This is a genomic window from Enterobacter hormaechei ATCC 49162 (genome assembly GCF_001875655.1).
Taxonomy (GTDB): Bacteria; Pseudomonadota; Gammaproteobacteria; order Enterobacterales; family Enterobacteriaceae; genus Enterobacter; species Enterobacter hormaechei.
The window spans coordinates 312,006-325,981 of the sequence record NZ_MKEQ01000002.1 but is presented as its reverse complement, the minus strand read 5'-3'; the positions used below and the strand labels follow the sequence as shown (position 1 = coordinate 325,981).

The window sequence follows — 13,976 nt, the reverse complement described above, 5'->3', positions numbered from 1 at the left end:
GTATGAGTCACGTTTTTGTCCGTACCGGAATTGAGTTTGAAGATTGCCAGCAGGCACTGGCGCATATTGGCGAGGAGATGCTGACAAAAGGTGTCGTGCACGCTACCTATCCCGATGCACTCCTGGAAAGGGAGATGAACTACCCCACCGGCATTGCCCTGGAGCGACATGCGGTCGCAATTCCGCACTGTGAAGCCGTACATGCGAAAAGCCCCGCCATTTACCTGATTCGCCCGGACAAACCGGTCAACTTTCAGCAGGCAGATGATGATGGCGACGTCGCCGTGTCGCTCATTATCGCCCTAATTGTTGAAAACCCTGCGGCACAAATGAAATTGCTGCGCCGCCTTTTTAGTGAGCTGCAAAACCCGGACACGCTGGACATGCTCCTGGCGACCCCTGCTGAGCATCTGGCGGACCGTTTCCGGACGACGATCCTTGAGCCTGAGGCCTGTGCCCAGGCGTCATAACATACTGATAATAAGAAGGTGTACCCTATGAAACGTAAAATTATCGTCGCCTGTGGCGGCGCTGTTGCCACCTCAACTATGGCCGCAGAAGAAATCAAAGAGCTTTGTGAGGCCCACCACATTGAGCTGGATCTGGTGCAGTGCCGGGTAACCGAAATTGAAACCTACATGGATGGCGCGGATCTCATCTGCACCACGGCGAAAGTCGACAGATCTTTTGGCGACATTCCCGTGGTACACGGTATGCCGTTTGTCTCTGGCGTTGGTATCGAAGCCCTGCAACAAAAAATTCTGACCATCCTCGAGGGGTAAGATTATGTTTACCGAAATCATGCGGTACATCCTCGATCTGGGGCCAACCGTAATGCTGCCTATCGTCATCATCATCTTCTCTAAGCTGCTGGGGATGAAGCTGGGTGATTGTTTTAAGTCCGGTTTGCATATCGGCATCGGTTTCGTGGGGATCGGGCTGGTTATCGGCCTGATGCTCGACTCCATCGGCCCGGCAGCCAAAGCGATGGCAGAGCAATTTCAGATCAATCTGCACGTGGTGGACGTCGGCTGGCCGGGTTCATCACCGATGACCTGGGCTTCGCAGATAGCGCTGGTGGCAATCCCGGTGGCCATTGGCGTCAATATTCTCATGCTGGTCACCCGAATGACCCGCGTGGTGAACGTGGATATCTGGAACATCTGGCACATGACCTTCACCGGTGCGATGCTGCACCTGGCAACCGGCTCTTACTGGCTCGGGATCCTGGGGGTGGTCGTACACGCAGCCTTTGTCTACAAACTGGGGGACTGGTTTGCCAAAGACACGCGAGACTTCTTTGGTCTCGAAGGGATCGCTATCCCTCACGGCTCATCAGCATATCTCGGCCCGATCGCGGTCCTGGTGGATACGATTATCAACAAAATTCCGGGTCTGAATCGCATTCACTTTAGCGCTGACGACGTTCAGAAACGCTTTGGTCCGTTTGGGGAACCTGTGACCGTTGGGTTTGTCATGGGACTGGTTATCGGCATGCTGGCAGGCTATGACGCTAAATCTGTTCTCCAGCTGGCAGTAAAAACCGCCGCCGTTATGCTGCTGATGCCGCGCGTGATTAAGCCGATCATGGACGGCCTGACCCCCATCGCCAAACATGCCCGTAAGCGTCTGCAAGCTAAATTCGGCGGCCAGGAGTTTTTAATTGGGCTCGATCCCGCGCTGCTGCTGGGTCATACATCCGTGGTCTCCGCCAGCCTGATCTTTATCCCGCTCACCATCCTCATTGCAGTGCTGGTGCCGGGAAACCAGGTGCTACCATTCGGCGACCTCGCCACTATCGGCTTCTTTGTGGCAATGGCGGTCGCGGTTCACCAGGGCAATCTGTTCCGCACGCTTATCTCCGGCGTCATCATAATGGGCATCACCCTGTGGATTGCGACCCAGACCATCGGCCTGCATACCCAGCTTGCGCAAAACGCTGGCGCGTTGAAAGCTGGCGGGCTGGTGGCCTCTATGGACCAGGGTGGCTCACCGATAACCTGGCTATTGATTCAACTCTTTACCTGGCAAAACGTAGTGGGGTTCATCGTAATTGCTGCGATTTACTTTACGGGCGTACTGCTGACATGGCGTCGTGCCCGCACCTTTATTGCGGCAGAAAAACGCGCCGCCAATCCTCAAAGCCAGACGGCATCTTAATAACAGGGGGAGCGACGCTCCCCTCTTTTTTCTGGAGTCATTCATGAAATCAGTGGTAATTCACGCTGAGGGCAGCGTGCGGGTTGAAGAACGCCCCCTTCCTTTCATTCAGGCCGCAGATGATGTGCTGGTACGCGTTATCTGCTCCGGGTTATGTGGCTCGGATATTCCACGAATTTTCGCCAAAGGCGCACACTACTATCCCATCACGTTAGGCCATGAATTCAGCGGATACGTCGAAGCATGCGGCACCGACGTAGCCGATCTTAAGGTTGGTGATGGTGTGGCGTGTGTTCCGCTACTTCCTTGTTTTTCTTGCCCCGAATGTGAAAAAGGCTACTACTCATTATGTAAGCATTACCAGTTCGTTGGTTCACGCAGTGAGGGCGGCAATGCGGAATATGTGGTTGTTAAGCGCGCAAATTTGTTCCGTCTTCCAGAGACGATGACGATTGAAGATGGTGCATTTATTGAGCCGATTACCGTCGGGTTACATGCGTTCCACCTGGCTTCAGGTTGTGAGGGGAAAAATGTCATTATTGTCGGTGCTGGTACCATCGGTCTGCTGGCGATGCAGTGCGCGCTGGCGCTGGGTGCCAGCAGTGTCACCGCGATCGATATCAACGACGAAAAGCTTGCCCTGGCATCCCGGCTGGGCGCGACCCGGGTATTTAACAGCCGTTCTCTGAGCGCTGATGACATCTTCAGTGCGCTCAGCGAAAGCCGGTTTGATCAACTGGTACTGGAGACTGCCGGAACCCCACAAACCGTCACGCTTGCCATTGATATTGCCGGGCCGCGAGCCCAGCTTGCACTGGTAGGAACATTGCATCATGACCTGCATTTACCCGCTGCAACTTTCGGCAAAATTCTGCGTAAGGAATTGACGCTGCTGGGAAGCTGGATGAACTATTCCGCGCCATGGCCTGGGGAAGAGTGGGAAATGGCTGCCCGTCTGCTCGCAGATAAAAAACTACAGTTAGCTCCGCTTGTCGCGCACAGTGGCGACAGTGAAAGCTTTGCTCAGGCCGTGCAGGCCCTGAACGGTTCACCCATGCAGGGCAAAATTATGCTGCGCTTCGCATAACCTCGCGAGCCAGCAAACCTGAGCTGGCTCACATTTACTTTCGAATATTACCGTACCCCTTTCGCATACCTTCGATTAGAATAGGAGGCAGTTAATTATCAGGCATTTCAATATGAATTCATTTGAGCGAAGGAATAAAATCGTTGACCTCGTCAACACGCATGGCAGCGTGATGGTGCTGGATCTGTCGAATATGTTTGGCATTTCAGAAGTGACTATTCGAACAGACCTGCGCCTGTTGGAAGAAAAAGGACTGGTCACTCGCTTTCACGGTGGCGCCGCAAGGCCTGGCAGCAATCTGGCCGAAAGCGAAAGTCAGGAAGTCGTCCTGGAAGACCGTTACCAGCTGGCGAGCGATCCGAAAAAACGCATCGCACAAGCAGCGGCGGCCATGATTGAAGAAGGGATGACGATCATTCTGGATAGCGGAAGCACCACGATGCTGATCGCCGAGGCGTTGACCAAAAAAGCCAATATTACGGTCATCACTAACAGCCTGCCCGCCGCGTTTGCCCTATCAGAGAACAAAGACATTACGCTGGTAGTCTGCGGCGGCACGGTGCGCCATAAAACGCACTCTATGCACGGCACTATCGCCGAGCGTTCGCTGACTGGCATCAGTGCCGATTTGATGTTTGTTGGGGCTGACGGTATCGATGCCACTAATGGCATAACCACTTTCAATGAGGGTTACTCCATCAGCAGCGTGATGGCCGCTGCCGCACACAAGGTGGTTGCCGTGCTGGACGCCAGCAAGTTCAACCGTCGCGGCTTTAACCAGGTGCTGCCGATGGAGAAAATCGACTGTGTGATCACGGATGATGGGATCGGAAAGCAGGAAAAAGAACTGCTGGGTAAAACAGGAACAGAGATAATTACGGTTTAGCTAACGGTGCAGGTCAGCGCATGACCTGCCAGCTTCCCCCTTTCCTTGCCCCCAGGCGTTTTAATTTACCTTTTGTTTGCAAAGAACGGAGATAACGTTCCGCTGTGCGGGAAGTCACGCCCAATACAGAGGCCAACATCACCGCAGTCATTTGCGGCTGAACGGTAAGCAGCTCAAGGATAGTGAGTTCCTTTTCCGACAATTCTTCCGACATTTTTTCCGACATGGCGGATGTCATATCGATGCCTTCCCGCAAAGCTTCGGCCAAATTTTGCAACATAAACGCCACGAATGCCGTGCAGTCACTGGCCCGATCGCATTGCCCTAAAATCTGGTAATAGCGCGCTTGCTGGAAGTGAATGAGTGTTTCAACGGGCAACCATGCAAGCTCTGCACGCCACTGGCTTAAGATCAACGTTTGCCACAGCCGTCCCATCCGACCATTTCCATCCGAGAAGGGATGAATAAATTCAAACTCGTAGTGAAATACCGAGCTGGCAATCAGCGGGTGAAGATCGGTTTGCTTAAGCCAGGAAAGAAGATCGTCGATAAGGCGGTTCATCTGGGAGGCTGGCGGAGCCATGTGGACTAGCTGGTTTCCACGGTACACCCCTACGTCCCCATTTCTGAGCTTTCCGGGATGATCGACCAGACCCAACATCAATAATCGGTGTGCGCTGAGTAAGTCGTTGAGCTTCCAGGGCTTCCATTCGGGCAGTTTCTCATATGCCAGGATAGCATTGCGTACTTCCTGAATATCTTTTTCAGGTGCAAGCACGCGTTTGCCATCCATGATGGCCGTCACCTGTCCAGTCGTTAATGAGTTATGTTCAATGGCCAGGGAAGCCTGAATAGTGCGTATCCTGTTCTCTTTGCGCAGTAAAGGGGATGTTCTACCGGAGTGTGCCGCCCAATGCCCCAACAGTTCACCAATCTCAACCACCTGATTGAGAATAAAGGGTGTGATAGTGAAAGGAGGCTGATAGCGGCTCATTTGACTTACTCCCCCTGCTGCTCCAGCGCATATTTATACAGCGCATTTTTCTTCACGCCGTGGATCTCCGCCGCCAGCGCAGCCGCTTTTTTCAGAGGAAGTTCAGTCTGTAGCAGGGCCAGCGTACGCAGCGCATCGGCAGGCAGAGCGTCTTCCTGCGCTTTGTGTCCTTCGACAATCAGCACCATTTCGCCCTTGCGGCGGTTTTCATCTTCTTTCACCCACGCCAGCAGTTCACCGACCGGCGCACCGTGAATGGTTTCCCACGTTTTGGTCAGCTCGCGCGCCAGCACCACGTAGCGCCCTTCGCCCCAGACGGTCACCATATCCTCCAGGCTTTCCAGCAGACGGTGAGTGGATTCGTAGAAGATCAACGTACGCGGTTCGGCTTCCAGATCCTTTAATACATCGCGGCGACCTTTGGATTTAGCTGGCAGGAAACCTTCGTAGCAGAAACGATCGGACGGCAGGCCCGCGGCGCTTAATGCGGCAATAGCAGCACACGGTCCCGGCAGTGGGACCACGCGGATCCCGGCTTCACGGCAGGTGCGCACCAGATGGTAACCCGGATCGTTGATCAGCGGCGTTCCCGCATCGGAGACCAGCGCAATGTTCTGCCCTTCCTTAAGCTTCGCCACCAGCGTTTCGGCTTTTTGTTGCTCATTGTGATCGTGCAGGGCAAACAAACGGGCGTTAATGGCAAAATGTTGTAGCAGTAAACCGGTATGACGCGTGTCTTCAGCCGCAATTAAATCAACAGCTTGCAATACAGTGAGTGCACGTTGGGTAATATCAGACAAATTCCCGATAGGAGTAGGTACAATATAAAGCTGGCCTTGAGAATTATCTGCCGTTTCGTGTTGTTTCATTGTCTCGTCCGTATTGCCGATTTAATATTGAGCATTGCGTAAAAAAATCACTGGATACAGTATGGTACCGTTAACGTTTCTTCGAAAAAAAGCCGCGCACAGCGTGCCCCTCCTGCTGGCAGCCCTGATCTTTACAGGCTGCGGCACCCAGGCACCTGACCAGAGCACTGCTCATATGCAGGGGTCCGCTCAGGCTGATTCTGGCTTTTATCTGCAACAAATGTCGCAGAGTACAAATGATACCAGGATCAACTGGCAATTACTCGCCATTCGTGCACTGCTGAAAGAAGGGAAAACCCAGCAGGCCGCCGAACTGTTCAGCCAGCTGCCGCAGGAGCTTAACGACGATCAGCGTCGTGAGCAGACCTTGCTGTCGGCAGAACTGAAGGTCGCGCAGAAAGATTACGACGGCGCGAAGAAGATCCTCGGCACCATCGATCTGAACACGCTGGATAAAAACCAGCAGGCCCGTTTCTGGCAGGCCGGTATCACCGCTGAGCAGGGTCGCCCTTCCCTGACGCTACTCCGCGCGCTGATTGCCCAGGAGCCTCTGCTCGCGGGTGCGGACAAGCAGAAAAATATTGACGCAACCTGGCAGGCGCTCGCCTCCATGACGCCGGATCAGGCCAAAACGCTGGTGATCAACGCCGATGAAAATGTCCTGCAAGGCTGGCTGGATCTGCAACAGATGTGGTTCAACAACCGCAGCGATCCGGACATGCTGAAAGCCGGTATTACCGACTGGCAGAAGCGCTACCCGCAAAACCCGGGGGCGAAAATGTTGCCCACGCAGCTGGTGAACGTGCAAAACTTTAAGCCCGCCTCCACCAGCAAAATCGCCCTGCTGCTGCCGTTAAACGGCCAGGCAGCAGTGTTTGGTCGCGCCATTCAGCAAGGTTTTGAAGCCGCGAAAAACGGCACCACCGCCGTCACCGGCAGCGCCGTTCCGGCGCAGGCTGCACAGGCGGCAAACGTGAATGACGTTGTCAGCCCGTCCGCCGCTGAAACCGAAGACCTGACCACCGCGCAAACCCCTGCGCAGGGCACCATGCAGAATCCGGTTACTGCCCCAACGACGCAGCCCGCTACCCCAGCGCCTGCGGCGACACAGGCCCCGGCTGAAACACCAGCAGCCGCTACGGCAGAACAACCTCAGCCACAAACCACGCAGCCGGAACAGCAGCCAGCAGCCCAGCCGCAGGCTGTGGCCGCCACCAGCGCTAACCCTGGTGCAGAGCTGAAAATCTACGACACCAGCGCCCAGCCGCTTGACCAGGTGCTGGCGCAGGTTCAGCAGGACGGGGCCAGCATCGTTGTCGGCCCGCTGTTAAAAAACAACGTGGAAGCGCTGATGAAGAGCAACACCACGCTGAACGTGCTGGCGCTTAACCAGCCTGAGCAGGTTCAGAACCGCGCCAATATCTGTTACTTCGCCCTCTCTCCGGAGGATGAAGCCCGCGATGCGGCCCGTCATATTCACGAGCAGGGCAAACAGGCGCCGCTGCTGCTGATCCCGCGCAGCACGCTGGGCGACCGCGTTGCCAACGCGTTTGCCCAGGAGTGGCAAACCCTTGGCGGCGGCGTGGTGTTGCAGCAAAAATTTGGTTCAGCGTCTGAACTGAGAGCAGGCGTGAACGGCGGGGCAGGTATTGCCCTCAACGGTAGCCCGGTCTCCGCCAGCCTGCCGCAGCAGCAGAGCGTCACCATCGGCGGCCTGACGATCCCGGCGCCACCTACCGACGCGCAAATCAGCGGCGGCGGTAAAGTGGATTCGGCATACATCGTCGCTACGCCGGAAGAGATCGCCTTTATCAAACCGATGATCGCCATGCGGAACGGCAGCCAGAGCGGCGCAACGCTCTACGCCAGCTCACGCAGCGCACAGGGTACCGCAGGCCCGGATTTCCGTCTGGAAATGGACGGTCTGCAATACAGCGAGATCCCTATGCTGGCGGGCAGTAACCCGCAGTTGATGCAGCAGGCGCTGGGCGCGGTGCGCAATGACTATTCCCTGGCGCGTCTGTACGCGATGGGCGTCGATGCCTGGGCGCTGGCAAACCACTTCACCCAGATGCGTCAGGTACCGGGCTTCGAGCTTAACGGGAATACCGGCGATCTGACTGCCGACCAGGATTGTGTGATTAACAGGAAGTTATCATGGCTCAAATACCAGCAGGGGCAGATTGTCCCGGCCAGTTAAGCCGTAAACAGACCGGCGACGCGTGGGAGTTAACGGCGCGCCGCTGGCTTGAAGGCAAAGGACTGCGCTTTGTCGCCGCCAACGTTCGCGGGCGCGGCGGCGAGATTGACCTGATCATGAAAGACGGTCAGACCATCGTGTTTGTTGAAGTTCGCTACCGACAGTCGTCCCGTTTTGGCGGTGCTGCCGCCAGCGTGACGCTCGCCAAACAACAAAAATTATTACAGACTGCCCACTTGTGGCTTGCCCGCCATAATGGGAGTTTTGATACTGTGGATTGCCGTTTCGATGTGGTAGCCTTCACCGGAAATGCGATCGACTGGCTTAAAAACGCGTTTGGCGAAGACGCATAAATAAGATTTTAAAGGGATACCGTGCTCGAACGAATTAAAGTGTGCTTCACAGAAAGCATTCAAACGCAGATTGCCGCGGCGGAAGCCCTTCCGGACGCGATCTCTCGTGCAGCGATGACGCTGGTTCAGTCGCTGCTCAACGGCAACAAAATCCTCTGTTGTGGCAATGGCACGTCCGCCGCCAACGCACAGCATTTTGCTGCCAGCATGATCAATCGCTTCGAAACCGAGCGCCCGAGTTTACCTGCCATTGCACTAAACACCGATAACGTGGTCTTAACTGCGATTGCCAACGATCGTCTGCATGACGAAATTTACGCCAAGCAGGTGCGCGCCCTGGGCCATGCCGGAGACGTGCTTCTGGCGATCTCCACGCGCGGTAACAGCCGGGATATCGTTAAAGCAGTTGAAGCGGCAGTGACCCGGGATATGACGATTGTCGCCCTGACCGGCTACGATGGCGGTGAGCTGGCTGGCCTGCTGGGGCCGCAGGATGTGGAGATCCGCATTCCTTCGCACCGTAGCGCCCGCATCCAGGAGATGCATATGCTCACGGTGAACTGCTTATGCGATCTGATCGATAACACGCTTTTCCCTCACCAGGATGATTAAGGAGTTCTCATGAAGGTTTTATCGGCCCTTGCAGTCGTGATGTCTGCATTACTGCTTCAGGGATGCATCGCTGCCGCTGTAGTCGGTACCGCAGCGGTCGGCACCAAAGCAGCGACCGATCCGCGTACCGTTGGGACGCAGGTGGATGACGGTACGCTTGAGCTGCGCGTTAACAGTGCGCTGTCGAAAGACGAACAGATTAAGAAGGAAGCACGCATCAACGTGACGGCTTATCAGGGCAAAGTGCTGCTGGCAGGCCAGGCGCCAAATCCTGAACTCGCCTCGCGCGCCAAACAGATCGCGATGGGCGTAGAAGGCACGGCAGAAGTGTTTAACGAGATCCGCCAGGGCCAGCCGATTGGTCTCGGCACCGCGTCATCCGATACCTGGATCACCACCAAAGTCCGTTCCCAGCTGCTGGGTACTGACCAGGTGAAATCTTCAAACGTGAAAGTGACCACGGAAAACGGCGAAGTGTTCCTGCTGGGTCTGGTGACGGAACGTGAAGGGAAAGCGGCAGCGGATATCGCCAGCCGGGTGAGCGGCGTGAAACACGTCACCACCGCCTTTACTTACATTAAGTAATTCCCACCTGACTACAGGCCCGGTAAGCGCTAGCGCCACCGGGCTTTTTTTCACACAAGCGCCATACTTCCCACAATCACTCCGCTCAACGCCACCAGCCCCGCCGTCAGCCACAGCGCTTTCGCCGGGAATGACTTACGCAGCATGATAAGCGATGGCAGACTCACCGCTGGCAGCGTGATGAGCAGCGCCAGCGCCGGTGCGGTACCCATACCGGCCAGCATCATGGTCTGAATAATCGGGATCTCCGCCGCGGTGGGGATCACAAACAGGCACCCGGCCACCGCCATCGCAATCACCCACATCAGCGTGTTGTCAATAGCGCCATCCGCATGCGGGAACAGCCAGACACGCGCCGCCCCCAGCACCAGTACGGCCAGGATATAAACCGGAATTGTGCTCCAGAAAAGCTGCCACAGCGCTTTGCCCCAGCGAGCAAAGAAACTGTCCTGCGGCTCGCTGACGTCCAGCTCAACGGAGGCAGGCCCGGCCTCGTTGTCTTTCACCAGGTGCTGGACCAGCGTAGCGACAAGCACCACCGTCAGCAGGCCAGCCGCCAGACGGATAAACGCGAAATGCCAGCCGAGTACAAAGCCCATAAACACCAGCGTCGCCGGGTTCAGCAGGGGGTTACCCATCCAGAAGGCAAGCGCGCCGCCCATCGACACGCGCTGTCGGCGCATGCCCGCCGCCACCGGCGCAGCGCAGCAGGAGCACATCATGCCCGGCAGGGAGAATATCGTTCCCAGCAGCGTCCCCTGTAAGCGCGGTTGACCCAGGGTTTTTACCAGCCAGTTACGCGGGATGAGTACCTGAATCAGCGAGCCCAGCAATACGCCCAATACCGCCGCTTTCCAGACGGCAAGAAAATAGACCATGGCGTAATCCCACGCCGCGCGTAGCGGGCTGGAATCGGCCTGGGCGAGGATTGATTTACCGATGCTGTGAGTGTCGGCGGCGGTAAAGGCTTTACCGTAGTACGGCTGCCATTTCACATACCAGAGGCCAATGATGACCACGAGAAAGAAGAGTGCGGGCTTCCACCACTGAACAGGTGTTGCCGCCTGAGATGAAGACTGACCAGTCATACCATTCCCCGGAAGGTGTTATTTAATAAGCCGGGGAAGTTTACGCCTCGCCCTGCGCGATTTCACGCAGTTTTGCCGAAGGGATAATATTAACGCCCTCCTGCGACGGAGCCAGCGCCTCTTTTAGCATCGCCAGCGCGACATCCCGCGCCTCGATGGACTTCCAGTTACCCGGCAAAATGCGAAACAGCGGAGCGAAAAAAGACTCGTTAAAACGACGTTCGTCACGGTGCCCCATCAGCATGGAAGGCCGCACGATGGTCAGGCGCTCCCATTTCTGCGCGATTAACGCCTCTTCCATCTTGCCCTTCACCTGGTTGTAAAAAAACGGCGAGCCTGCATTCGCACCGTGCGCGCTGACCACCAGAAAATGCTTCGCACCCAGCTTTTTCGCCGTCAGGGCGGTATCCACCACCAGCGTGTAATCTGCATGGACAAAGGCTTCTTTACTGCCCGCTTCCCGTCGTGTGGTGCCAAGGCAGCAAAAGGCGATATCAATGGGATCCTGCACCTGCGCCAGCGCGTCGGTGAGCTGTGGATCGTGCGGGTTATAGACGCCGGTGATATCCAACAGCGGACGACGCGTCGGTGCGGCGATATAGTTGATATGGCGATCCTGGATCAGCAGCCGCAGCAGATGTCTACCCACCAGCCCGGTTGCGCCGGTAATCAGTACCTGACTCATCTTATCCCCTTTACAGAATTGTCCGTTTGCGTTCTGGGCCTGCTCTACCACACTTAAAAGTCTGTTACCGGTAAGTATTTACCACAAACGGGAAAAAAACAGTCTGAAGCGAAAACAACGGAGGAAGCATGAGTAAAAAAATCGCAGTCTTGATTACCGACGAGTTTGAAGATTCAGAATTTACATCGCCAGCAGAGGCATTCCGCAAGGCGGGCCACGAGGTGGTCACCATCGAGAAAGAAGCGGGTAAAACCGTGAAAGGCCATAAGGGCGAAGCCAGCGTGACCATTGACGAATCCATTGATAACGTCAGCCCGTCGGATTTCGACGCCCTGCTGTTACCGGGCGGCCATTCACCGGATTCCCTGCGCGGAGACGAACGCTTCGTCACCTTTACCCGTGACTTCGTCGGCACCGGTAAACCGGTATTTGCCATTTGCCACGGTCCGCAGTTGCTGATCAGCGCCGAGGTGGTACGCGGGCGTAAGCTCACCGCGGTGAAGCCGATCGTTATCGATCTGAAAAACGCGGGAGCCGAGTTTTACGATCAGGAAGTGGTGAACGATAACGACCAGTTGATCACCAGCCGTACGCCTGACGATCTGCCTGCATTTAACCGCGAAGCGCTACGCCTGCTCGGCGCGTAACCAGTGCAGTTTCTTGCCAAAGCCCAGGGTGTTGTCGGTAAATTTCAGCTCATCAAGGCGGATTTCCCACACCGGGGCTTTTAGCGCCGCGGCCACCGGGAAGCGGCGCGTATAGCGTTTACGCTGTGCGTCGCTTTCCTCACCGTCCAGGCGACGAATTTCGCCTTTGAACTGAACCCCGCGGATCAGCGCAACGGTTTTAGGCTGACCGTTTACCGTGCCCGCCACTTTTGCCTGTGGGCCTGACATCTGCGCATGTCGCGTTTTGTCTTCGCTCATCACGTAAAAAGCCACGCGCTCGGGATCGTAGTAATAAAAGGCATTTGCGCACCACATCTCCTCGTCTTTACAGACGCACCAGGTCACGACATGCTGCTTTGCCAGCCAGCGGTTAATGGCGGCCAGTGTTTCCATTTTCGCTCTCTCTCATGCTATGGTGCGTTCACCTTAACATACTGAATCTGTCTACTGTGTGCTGGTTTCTCTATCTTGTCCGAACCGCTGATAACGCACTCTACACCGGGATCACCACCGATGTGGCACGGCGTTTTTTACAACATCAAACGGGGAAAGGGGCGAAAGCACTGCGGGGGAAAGGTGAACTTCATTTAGCGTTTTCAGCCGCCGTGGGCGACAGATCCCTGGCGCTCAGGCTGGAATACCGCATCAAGCAGCTGACGAAGCGCCAGAAAGAGCGCCTCGTTACCGGAGACGGCTCTTTTGAGGCGCTACGCGAGAGCCTGATTAAAAGCGATTGAAGTGGTCGTGGTACTCAACCAGACCGTTAACGCCGTCGAGCGCATCGTCCGCCAGAGGATGCACCAGGAACGACGTTTCCGTGCCCGGCCAGTGGCAGCGCAGATCGTGTTTAGCCGCTGGCTCAAAACCTAAACGTTCATAGAACGCCGGATCGCCCAGTACGACAACCGCGGCATAGCCAAATTCATTCAGGGAATCCAGCCCTTCATAGACCAGCTGGCGTGCCAGACCCTGGCCACGGTAGTTTTCATCCACCGCCAGCGGCGCCATCCCGACCCACTGTAACTCCTCACCCTGCACAATCACCGGGCTGAACGCCACGTAGCCGACCACCTGCCCTTCATCGTCGGTGGCAACCAGGCCCAGCGTAATCAGGCCATCTTCGCGGAGATCGTGAACCAGTTGGGCTTCGGCGTCGCCTGCAAAAGAGCGGCGTAACAACGCATCGATACCCGGCGCATCAATCCCAATTTCGACTCGAATCAGCATGGCTCACCTACTGAAGTGTGTTTACTATCCGGCGGGGTTTTCAGCCCGGCCTCAACGAAATCTGCCATTTGCATCAACATCATACGCAGTGCTTTCGGCATCTGCTCCAGCTCAATGGCATCCATTAAATTTTTGACGTACAGACCAAGCTCCGTGTCGCCTTCAATCACCAGTCGACGCTGGAAGAAAAGTGTGTCCGGATCCTGTTTGCGCGCGGCGATCATCAGCAGATCGCTGGCGTCCGCGCTAAAGCTCACATCCGCGCTGGCGGACTCGCTGACGATCAGCCGATCGTTCTCGACGGAAGTAAACCAGCGCAACCCGATATCGCGCACTTCAATCTGTAACCAGCGGCCTTCCAGAAACTCCAGTTCACCATCCTGTAACGCCTGGCGGAACTGCCAGCTCAGCACCTGCTCCAGCACCTGGCGTTTAAGCGCGAACGGCGCCAGTTTTACCGGCACGCTCAGCATTGATGGACCAAATTGTACGAGACGTGAACGCAGTTTATCCAGCACGAGCTTTACTCCCTGATAGCTATAGTCCTGCTATTTTGCCATAT

The 13,976-nt window shown here is 56.0% G+C and carries 18 protein-coding genes; 11 read left to right on the top strand and 7 right to left on the bottom strand.

Annotated features, from left to right (window positions below; translation table 11 throughout):
• Positions 1-2: 2 nt before the first annotated feature.
• From gatA to BH712_RS20645, 5 genes are all read left to right on the top strand, one after another.
• A complete protein-coding gene (gatA, locus tag BH712_RS20665) occupies positions 3-470 on the top strand; it encodes a PTS galactitol transporter subunit IIA (RefSeq protein WP_006812094.1) in 468 nt (155 codons plus the stop codon).
• A gap of 27 nt (positions 471-497) precedes the next feature.
• Complete coding sequence (gatB, locus tag BH712_RS20660) at positions 498-782, top strand: PTS galactitol transporter subunit IIB (protein ID WP_000823261.1); 285 nt, start codon at positions 498-500, stop codon at positions 780-782.
• Positions 783-786: 4 nt separating this feature from the next.
• Positions 787-2,160 carry a galactitol-specific PTS transporter subunit IIC gene (locus tag BH712_RS20655; RefSeq protein ID WP_006812095.1) on the top strand — a complete coding sequence of 458 codons (1,374 nt, stop codon included), beginning with the start codon at positions 787-789 and terminating at the stop codon, positions 2,158-2,160.
• Between the two features lie 43 nt (positions 2,161-2,203).
• Positions 2,204-3,247: a galactitol-1-phosphate 5-dehydrogenase gene (gatD, locus tag BH712_RS20650; RefSeq protein WP_006812096.1), complete on the top strand. Its 1,044-nt coding sequence runs from the start codon at positions 2,204-2,206 to the stop codon at positions 3,245-3,247.
• A 112-nt stretch (positions 3,248-3,359) separates the two neighbouring features.
• Complete coding sequence (locus tag BH712_RS20645; RefSeq protein WP_006812097.1) at positions 3,360-4,133, top strand: DeoR/GlpR family DNA-binding transcription regulator; 774 nt, start codon at positions 3,360-3,362, stop codon at positions 4,131-4,133.
• Between the two features lie 13 nt (positions 4,134-4,146).
• Here the strand turns inward: BH712_RS20645 and BH712_RS20640 are convergent, their stop codons facing one another.
• Positions 4,147-5,127 carry a Fic family protein gene (locus BH712_RS20640; protein WP_006812098.1) on the bottom strand — a complete coding sequence of 327 codons (981 nt, stop codon included), beginning with the start codon at positions 5,125-5,127 and terminating at the stop codon, positions 4,147-4,149.
• A gap of 5 nt (positions 5,128-5,132) precedes the next feature.
• Positions 5,133-5,996: a 16S rRNA (cytidine(1402)-2'-O)-methyltransferase gene (gene rsmI, locus BH712_RS20635; protein ID WP_006812099.1), complete on the bottom strand. Its 864-nt coding sequence runs from the start codon at positions 5,994-5,996 to the stop codon at positions 5,133-5,135.
• Between the two features lie 61 nt (positions 5,997-6,057).
• Here rsmI and BH712_RS20625 point away from each other — a divergent pair, with 61 nt between their 5' ends.
• Genes BH712_RS20625 through dolP form a run of 4 tightly spaced genes read left to right on the top strand, consistent with a single transcriptional unit; the run spans position 6,058 to position 9,746 of the window.
• Positions 6,058-8,196 (top strand): penicillin-binding protein activator, encoded by a 2,139-nt coding sequence (locus tag BH712_RS20625; RefSeq protein WP_006812100.1) that lies wholly within the window; start codon positions 6,058-6,060, stop codon positions 8,194-8,196.
• Complete coding sequence (locus BH712_RS24755) at positions 8,154-8,549, top strand: YraN family protein (RefSeq protein ID WP_006812101.1); 396 nt, start codon at positions 8,154-8,156, stop codon at positions 8,547-8,549. Before BH712_RS20625 ends, BH712_RS24755 begins: the two co-directional genes overlap by 43 nt.
• A 21-nt stretch (positions 8,550-8,570) precedes the next feature.
• Positions 8,571-9,161 (top strand): DnaA initiator-associating protein DiaA, encoded by a 591-nt coding sequence (gene diaA / locus BH712_RS24750; RefSeq protein ID WP_003861754.1) that lies wholly within the window; start codon positions 8,571-8,573, stop codon positions 9,159-9,161.
• A gap of 9 nt (positions 9,162-9,170) precedes the next feature.
• Positions 9,171-9,746, top strand: coding sequence for a division/outer membrane stress-associated lipid-binding lipoprotein (dolP, locus tag BH712_RS20615; protein WP_006812102.1), 576 nt, complete (start codon positions 9,171-9,173; stop codon positions 9,744-9,746).
• Between the two features lie 50 nt (positions 9,747-9,796).
• Here the strand turns inward: dolP and BH712_RS20610 are convergent, their stop codons facing one another.
• Both BH712_RS20610 and BH712_RS20605 read right to left on the bottom strand, forming a co-directional pair.
• Positions 9,797-10,834, bottom strand: coding sequence for a permease (locus BH712_RS20610; protein WP_006812103.1), 1,038 nt, complete (start codon positions 10,832-10,834; stop codon positions 9,797-9,799).
• 40 nt (positions 10,835-10,874) lie between these two features.
• Positions 10,875-11,519 carry an NAD(P)H-binding protein gene (locus BH712_RS20605; protein ID WP_032674069.1) on the bottom strand — a complete coding sequence of 215 codons (645 nt, stop codon included), beginning with the start codon at positions 11,517-11,519 and terminating at the stop codon, positions 10,875-10,877.
• Positions 11,520-11,647: 128 nt separating this feature from the next.
• Here BH712_RS20605 and BH712_RS20600 point away from each other — a divergent pair, with 128 nt between their 5' ends.
• Positions 11,648-12,166 (top strand): type 1 glutamine amidotransferase domain-containing protein, encoded by a 519-nt coding sequence (locus BH712_RS20600; protein ID WP_006812105.1) that lies wholly within the window; start codon positions 11,648-11,650, stop codon positions 12,164-12,166.
• Here BH712_RS20600 and BH712_RS20595 read toward each other — a convergent pair.
• Positions 12,146-12,580 (bottom strand): YhbP family protein, encoded by a 435-nt coding sequence (locus BH712_RS20595; RefSeq protein ID WP_006812106.1) that lies wholly within the window; start codon positions 12,578-12,580, stop codon positions 12,146-12,148. The genes BH712_RS20600 and BH712_RS20595 overlap by 21 nt on opposite strands.
• A gap of 14 nt (positions 12,581-12,594) precedes the next feature.
• Between BH712_RS20595 and BH712_RS20590 the strand changes: the two genes are divergently transcribed.
• A complete protein-coding gene (locus BH712_RS20590; RefSeq protein ID WP_006812107.1) occupies positions 12,595-12,924 on the top strand; it encodes a GIY-YIG nuclease family protein in 330 nt (109 codons plus the stop codon).
• On the opposite strand, the gene BH712_RS20585 is transcribed toward BH712_RS20590, so the two are convergent.
• Together BH712_RS20585 and ubiT are read right to left on the bottom strand one after the other, a co-directional pair.
• On the bottom strand, positions 12,911-13,414 hold the full coding sequence (locus BH712_RS20585; RefSeq protein WP_006812108.1) for a GNAT family N-acetyltransferase: 504 nt from the start codon (positions 13,412-13,414) through the stop codon (positions 12,911-12,913). The two genes, BH712_RS20590 and BH712_RS20585, sit on opposite strands and share 14 nt — an antisense overlap.
• Entirely contained in the window at positions 13,408-13,932 is a 525-nt protein-coding gene (gene ubiT / locus BH712_RS20580) for a ubiquinone anaerobic biosynthesis accessory factor UbiT (RefSeq protein WP_006812109.1), read from the bottom strand. Before ubiT ends, BH712_RS20585 begins: the two co-directional genes overlap by 7 nt.
• Positions 13,933-13,976: the final 44 nt, after the last annotated feature.

What these genes read in the sequence shown, in the direction of transcription:
- gatA (WP_006812094.1), top strand. Translation starts at nt 3, where the DNA reads ATGAGTCACGTTTTTGTCCGTACCGGAATTGAGTTTGAAGATTGCCAG.
- gatB (WP_000823261.1), top strand. Translation starts at nt 498, where the DNA reads ATGAAACGTAAAATTATCGTCGCCTGTGGCGGCGCTGTTGCCACCTCA.
- BH712_RS20655 (WP_006812095.1), top strand. Translation starts at nt 787, where the DNA reads ATGTTTACCGAAATCATGCGGTACATCCTCGATCTGGGGCCAACCGTA.
- gatD (WP_006812096.1), top strand. Translation starts at nt 2,204, where the DNA reads ATGAAATCAGTGGTAATTCACGCTGAGGGCAGCGTGCGGGTTGAAGAA.
- BH712_RS20645 (WP_006812097.1), top strand. Translation starts at nt 3,360, where the DNA reads ATGAATTCATTTGAGCGAAGGAATAAAATCGTTGACCTCGTCAACACG.
- BH712_RS20640 (WP_006812098.1), bottom strand. Translation starts at nt 5,127, where the DNA reads ATGAGCCGCTATCAGCCTCCTTTCACTATCACACCCTTTATTCTCAAT.
- rsmI (WP_006812099.1), bottom strand. Translation starts at nt 5,996, where the DNA reads ATGAAACAACACGAAACGGCAGATAATTCTCAAGGCCAGCTTTATATT.
- BH712_RS20625 (WP_006812100.1), top strand. Translation starts at nt 6,058, where the DNA reads ATGGTACCGTTAACGTTTCTTCGAAAAAAAGCCGCGCACAGCGTGCCC.
- BH712_RS24755 (WP_006812101.1), top strand. Translation starts at nt 8,154, where the DNA reads ATGGCTCAAATACCAGCAGGGGCAGATTGTCCCGGCCAGTTAAGCCGT.
- dolP (WP_006812102.1), top strand. Translation starts at nt 9,171, where the DNA reads ATGAAGGTTTTATCGGCCCTTGCAGTCGTGATGTCTGCATTACTGCTT.
- BH712_RS20610 (WP_006812103.1), bottom strand. Translation starts at nt 10,834, where the DNA reads ATGACTGGTCAGTCTTCATCTCAGGCGGCAACACCTGTTCAGTGGTGG.
- BH712_RS20605 (WP_032674069.1), bottom strand. Translation starts at nt 11,519, where the DNA reads ATGAGTCAGGTACTGATTACCGGCGCAACCGGGCTGGTGGGTAGACAT.
- BH712_RS20600 (WP_006812105.1), top strand. Translation starts at nt 11,648, where the DNA reads ATGAGTAAAAAAATCGCAGTCTTGATTACCGACGAGTTTGAAGATTCA.
- BH712_RS20595 (WP_006812106.1), bottom strand. Translation starts at nt 12,580, where the DNA reads ATGGAAACACTGGCCGCCATTAACCGCTGGCTGGCAAAGCAGCATGTC.
- BH712_RS20590 (WP_006812107.1), top strand. Translation starts at nt 12,595, where the DNA reads ATGCTATGGTGCGTTCACCTTAACATACTGAATCTGTCTACTGTGTGC.
- BH712_RS20585 (WP_006812108.1), bottom strand. Translation starts at nt 13,414, where the DNA reads ATGCTGATTCGAGTCGAAATTGGGATTGATGCGCCGGGTATCGATGCG.